The organism is Synechococcus sp. R6-5 (assembly GCF_047461775.1).
GTDB lineage: Bacteria > Cyanobacteriota > Cyanobacteriia > Thermostichales > Thermostichaceae > Thermostichus.
This window is the reverse complement of sequence record NZ_JANSHV010000369.1, coordinates 1-776: the sequence shown is the minus strand read 5'-3', so window position 1 is coordinate 776 and position 776 is coordinate 1. Positions and strand designations below refer to the sequence as shown.

Sequence of the window (776 nt, the reverse complement as noted above, 5' to 3'; positions counted from 1 at the left end):
CGCTCGCGTAAGCGGGACGGAGTCCTTGGGGAATCCGGCTACCGCAGTGACTACAGCCGTTCCGCGGCTTACGGCTACACCTCCAGCTATGTTGGCGGTGGGGGATATGGCGGTGGTGGGCGAGGCGGCAGCTCCAGCGGGGGGGTCTCCTCCTCCGATCTGACGATCCTGCTGGTGGTGGCCCTGCTGGCCTTCTTCGGGGGATTCGCTATCCGCAACATCTTCGCCGAGTCGGGCGGCTTTGACGATGAGCGCCCCATCCGTGCTGCCAATGTGCCCGCAGCCTTTCGCGATTTTTGCTTTGCCTACAACGGCACTGCCTCCTTTACTGTGGTGCAACTGACCAGCGTTTCTGCTCTGACCATGGCCTCAGTGCCCGTTTACAAGATGGATACTTGCACCATCCCCGTCAGCCAAACGGCCAATGCCCTCCAAGCTTTGGGCATCCGCGGCCGGGCCAACACCTTGGGCCCCCAGCTGGGGGGATCCAACCTCACCCTGATCCAGCTCCCCTTGGCCAGCAGCTTGGCGCGCGCCGTGTACAGCCAGTTTCCTGGCTTGGCCGCTCAGGGCAACGAGGCGCAGGTTTTATCCCAACTGGAAGCCACCATCAACAACGCCCTGCGCTCCAACATCGAAGGGTTAGCCCTGCAAAGCCTGGAGCCCACCAACATCCCCGACGTCTACGTGGTGGTGCCGGGGCACTCCTTTAATTTGCAGCCCCAACTCAACCTGCGCTAACCCTCCTGCAGAGCATGCCTCTAACCCCCGAAACC

1 pseudogene is annotated in these 776 nt (G+C 62.4%); it reads left to right on the top strand.

Going from position 1 to position 776, the window contains the following annotated elements:
* Positions 1-741, top strand: a pseudogene (locus NW818_RS13800) (hypothetical protein); the annotation flags it as partial.
* Positions 742-776 lie beyond the last annotated feature (35 nt).